Here is a 4,465-nt window from a genome sequence, read left to right on the forward strand (position 1 = left end):
GGAGATGTCGGTGAACAGGCTGACCATGCCCAGCGCGAGCACGGTCGACGGCACCTTCGCCGTCGACCGTGCCGCACCGCGCAGCGGCTCAGTGGTGACATACACCGCTGCTGCCCGCCCTACGCCCGGGTGATCTTGACGTCGTCCACCTGAGCCTCGACCAGGCTCGGCGTGCCCGTGTCGTCGACGGCCTCGATGAGGATGCGCACGCTCTGGCCCGCGAACTCCGACAGGTCGGCGGTGAGGGTCCGCCACGAGCCGTTGATGTGCGTGCCGTTGCCGCGCTGGTCGAGCACGACCTTGCTGCTCGACCCGACCACCGTGATCTTGAGGTAGTCGGCGGCCGCGGCGTTGGCGCCGAACCCGACGCTCCAGCGCAGGGTCAGGCCCAGGGTGCCGCTGGGCAGCGTGATCGCGGGCGACGTGATCGACGTGCGACCGGCGTCGACGTCGTGCGTCCCGGCGCTCGTGCCCGCGAGCCTGCCGGTCACGAGGTTGTTGACACCACTGGTGGTGGCGCCCAGCTGCTTGTCGCCGTTATCGGTGGTCGCCTCCGGGTCACCGCGCTCCCATTTGCCGGTCGTGGCGTCGTCCGTCGCCGAGGCGTTGGTCTGCCAGCCCTTGTCCGACTCGAAGTCGTCGAAGAAGACGTCATCGGGATCGGTGGTGCCGCCGCCGAGGTTCAGCGACCAGGTGTCGATGGTGCCCACGTCCTGCGACGCCACGTCCTGCACGCGCAGCTTCCACGTGCCGTTCGCGACATCGCCGGAGAGGTTCACCGTGTAGACCTGATCGAGGTTGTCGGTGTCCCCACCGGTCTTGTTGTGCAGCACCGAAGCGGTGCCGTCCGGCGCGACCAGGCTGACGACCAGGTCACCGATGTAGGTGTGCTTGATGTGCACCTCGGCCTCGGACGTCGCCGAGGCGTTGCCCGCGCAGCCCGAGATCGTGATCGAGGACTCGACCGTGGTGTTGTCCGGGATCGCGACGTCGGTGCCGTTGGTGCCGGAGCACGTTCCGCCGCCGCCGCTCGGGTTGACGGTGAGCGCGACGGTGGTGCTCTTCGTCAGGGTCCCCGAGGTGCCGGTGACCGTGACGTTGGCGGTCCCGGTCGCGGCGGTGCTGCTCGCGTTGAGCGTCACCGTCGCCTCCGCCGCGCCGTTGGCGGGCGGGGTGACCGAGGTCGGCGACACGCTCGCCGTGACACCGCTGGGCAGCCCGGAGACAGCCAGGTTCGTCGCGGCGTTGAAGCCACCGGAGCTGGTCACCGTGACCTTGGTGCTCGCCGAGGCGCCCTGGACGACGCCGACCGCGCTCGGGCTGGCCGAGAGCGCGTAGCTCGGGGTCGCGGTGTTGCCCTTGGCCTTGCAGGTGCCGGTGAACGTGTCGGTGAAGGTGCGGCCCTCGACCGGGACGAAGTCGCCGCGGTAGCCGGTCGATGACAGGCCCAGCTTCAGCACGCCGTACGTGTCATCGTTCTCAGCCTGCACGTTGGCCTGCGTCTTGTTGAACGAGTAGAACGCGCGGCCGCCGGTGCCGACCAGGACCTGGCGGATGCCGTTGGTCGCGTCGGCGGCGCCATCGGGACGCTGCGGCGCGTACCGCTGGTAGTTGTGGTCGTGGCCGACCAGGATCAGGTCGGCCTTGTGCGCGTAGAGGGCGTCCCACAACGGCTTCACGAACGTGCTGTTGCTGTGCGAGCCCCGGGTGAACAGCGGGTGGTGCCAGTAGGCGGCCGTGCACGGCTTGGTGCTCGCCGCGAGGTCCGCGCGCAGCCACTGCTCCTGCGCCGAACCCGCGGAGACGGGCACGGAGCTGCTGCTGCCGGTGTTCAGGGCGACGAAGTGCCAGTCGCCGACATCCCAGCTGTAGTAACCCTTTCCGCGCGGCCCGGCCTTTCCGTCGGGGTTGCCGGAGCCGTTGAAGTAGTCGAAGTACCCGGTGGCGCCGCTGGTCTGGTACTCGTGGTTGCCCGGTGTCGGATGGACGATGTTGTTGAACTGGCCCCACGCCGGGTCGTACCTGGTGCGGTAGTCGCTCAGCGACCCGTTCTCGTAGGCGTTGTCGCCCGCGGTGAACACCGCGGCCGGGTTGATCGCCTTGACCACGTCCGCGGTCTGCGTGCAGTTGGAGCCGCAGATGTCACCGGCGCCCGCGACGACGACATCGGCCGACGCGGTGCCGGTCTGCAGCGAGTCGACCGTGAACCGGCTCTCCGCCGACGACAGGGTCGCGTCGACGGTGACACAGTTGCCGCTGAAGGACTTCGTGGACAGCGACCGCCCGGTGCCGTGCGTGGCGGTCAGTGTGTGGCTGTCACCGCCCGACGCGCGGACGGTCACCGTGTCGGCGCCCTTGAGGGTGAGCCCGGCGAAGTGCGGACGGACCCAGGCGGCGCCGTCCTGGCAGAACTGCCGCGAGACCGTGCTCGGTCCCTCGACGAAGTGTCGTTCGGCGCGCTCGGTGGCGCCCGCCTGAGCGACCTGCGGAACGGCATTGGCTGCCGCTACAGGGGTTTCCGCGGAATTGGCCACTGGTTGGGCGGCTACCGCCGCGACCGCGGACACGCCCAACAGGGCCGCGCCGCCGATCGCCACACCAGCTCTGCGCCAGTGCTTTCGTTTATCGTTCACCGTTTCCGGCCTCCCTCGCGTGGTGGAATGCAGGGGCTTCCGAGTCAGGAACGTATTCGGGTATTCACCACGGGCAATGGGTGTGACGGCGCGACGCGGTGTTCCGTGAATGAACCGGCTGTCGCCGCACAGGTGGGGGCCTTGATCCGGGAGATCAGCGGCCGATTCGACAGACTGTTCCGAGTATTGGCCCGAAACGTTCCCGCTGGCCGTGCGCGACGAGCCGGTTCCGGGGGCGCGCGGGCTGTGTTCTGATGCGCGCATGACCCAGCACGGCCATGGCCACGGCGACATGTCCGCGGTCGATTCCGACGACCGCGTCGCCCGCCGCGTGCGGCTGGTCGTCGCGGGCATCCTGCTGCCGCTGCTCACGATCGCGACCGCGGTGGTGATCTCACTGTGGCCGGACGGCGGTGGCGTTGTCCAGCAGTCGATCCAGCAGGCCCGCGCTTCCGGCACGATCACCGCGCAGCAGCCCTGCCCGAGGGCGCCCACGGACTGCGACATCGCTGTCGTCGCGGTCGAGCAGGGGCCGGGCGCGGGCACGTCGGTCGAGGCCCTGGTCTCCACCGCGAGCGGGGTCAAGGTGTCGGTCGGCGACCCGGTGATGATGGTGCACCGGCCCGGGCGGCCGACGGTGTTCGAGCGCTACGAGGTGGTCGACCGGAACCGCACGATGCCGCTGCTGCTGCTTGGCGGGGTGTTCGCGCTGGCGGTGACGGCGCTGTCGCGGTGGCGTGGCTTCGCGGCGCTCGGTGCGCTCGCGGTGTGTCTGCTCGGCCTGACGGAGTTCGTCCTCCCGGCGATCATGCAGGGGGCGAATCCACTGGTCGTGGCGGTCTGCGGCGGCACGGTGATCATGGTCGTCGCGCTGTTCATGACCCATGGGATCAACGCGCGAACCGCCGTGTCCGCCGTCGGGACCGTGGCGAGCCTGGCGCTGACGGGGGTCATCGGGTTCTGGTCGCTCGACCTGGCCGGGATCACCGGGCTGGGCAGCGACAACGTCGGGTTCCTCAGCGGCTACCTGGCCGATGTGGACCTGCAGGGACTGCTGCTGGCCGGGCTGGTCATCGGCGCGCTCGGCGTCCTCGACGACGTGACCGTCACCCAGGCCGCCGTCGTGTGGGAGCTTTCGGCGGCCGACCCCACGGCCTCACGGGCGAAGTTGTTCGCCGCCGGTCTGCGGGTGGGCCGGGCGCATGTCGCGTCCACGGTGAACACGCTGGTCCTGGCCTACGCGGGTGCGGCGCTGCCCTTGCTGATGCTCTTCGCCGCCAAGGGGCTCCCGGGCGACCACGTGCTGTCCACGGCCCCCGTCGCCGAAGAGATCATCCGCGCGCTGGCGGGCAGCCTCGGCATCGTCGCCGCCGTCCCGCTCACCACCGCCCTGGCCGCCCTCGCCGTCGGCTCCCGCCAGTCATCGACTTCCGACGGGGAGGCTGATCGCGGTGATGGCGAGACCCTTGTCGACGAGCCAGCGGCCGGAGAAGCCGGCTAGCGTCCCGCTCTCGACCACCGGGCCGGGCACCATGAGCTCGGCCTCGAATGTGCCCGCCGGGTCGAAGGTGATCCGCGCGTCCTCGAATCCGAGCCACTTGTGGGTCAGCGGGAACCAAGCCTTGTAGACGCTTTCCTTGGCGGCGAACAACAATTTGTCCCAGTGCACCGCCGCGTCGGCCGCGGCCAGGTCGGCCAGGTGCAGGCGTTCCTCGGGCCGGGTCACCATCTTCTCGACGCCGTCGGGCAGCGGCTGATGGGGTTCGGCGTCGATGCCGACGGTCACGATGTCGGTGTCGCGGGCCAGCACCGCGGCCCGGTAACCGGCGCAG

3 protein-coding genes are annotated in these 4,465 nt (G+C 70.1%); 1 reads left to right on the forward strand and 2 read right to left on the reverse strand.

Going from position 1 to position 4,465, the window contains the following annotated elements; genetic code table 11:
• Nucleotides 1–119: 119 nt before the first annotated feature.
• Nucleotides 120–2,633 (reverse strand): proprotein convertase P-domain-containing protein, encoded by a 2,514-nt coding sequence (locus tag ACRDSQ_RS29225; RefSeq protein WP_431425496.1) that lies wholly within the window; start codon nt 2,631–2,633, stop codon nt 120–122.
• Nucleotides 2,634–2,895: 262 nt separating this feature from the next.
• On the opposite strand from ACRDSQ_RS29225, the gene ACRDSQ_RS29230 reads away from it, so the two are divergent.
• Nucleotides 2,896–4,134 (forward strand): YibE/F family protein, encoded by a 1,239-nt coding sequence (locus tag ACRDSQ_RS29230; protein WP_431425497.1) that lies wholly within the window; start codon nt 2,896–2,898, stop codon nt 4,132–4,134.
• Here ACRDSQ_RS29230 and ACRDSQ_RS29235 read toward each other — a convergent pair.
• The coding region (locus tag ACRDSQ_RS29235; RefSeq protein WP_431425499.1) for a 4'-phosphopantetheinyl transferase family protein at nt 4,054–4,465 on the reverse strand (412 nt) is incomplete at its 5' end. The two genes, ACRDSQ_RS29230 and ACRDSQ_RS29235, sit on opposite strands and share 81 nt — an antisense overlap.

Origin of the sequence: Actinokineospora sp. (genome assembly GCF_050699995.1) — a bacterium.
Classification (GTDB): Bacteria; Actinomycetota; Actinomycetes; order Mycobacteriales; family Pseudonocardiaceae; genus Actinokineospora.

Coding starts and splice junctions, on each gene's coding strand:
- ACRDSQ_RS29230 (WP_431425497.1), top strand. CDS start 2,896: ATGACCCAGCACGGCCATGGCCACGGCGACATGTCCGCGGTCGATTCC.